A 273-nucleotide genomic window follows, 5' to 3' on the forward strand; every position below is an offset into this window, starting at 1 on the left:
TAGGTGTGCATCAGTACACAGTTGGTGTGAGGGGCAAAAGGGCGGAAACCCTTGCCAGTAACATCGCTAACGCCAATACACCCGGTTATAAAGCAAAAGACATGGACTTTCAGCGTGCGTTGAATGCGGCAACCTCAGAGGCAAAAGTTGGCCTCAGCCGTACCAATGAGCGGCATATTGCTGCCTCCACCAAAGTCATGGGTGAACAGAAATACCGTGTGCCCGATCAGCCGGATACCGGTGATGGCAACACAGTTGATGCTCAGCTGGAGC

The 273-nt window shown here is 52.7% G+C and carries 1 protein-coding gene; it reads left to right on the forward strand.

The window, feature by feature from the left end; genetic code table 11:
* Positions 1–273, forward strand: a 273-nt coding sequence (gene flgB, locus ACYP03_RS26120) for a flagellar basal body rod protein FlgB (protein ID WP_459782687.1), incomplete at both ends; no start/stop codon positions are given.

Source organism: Photobacterium sp. R1 (assembly GCF_054600795.1).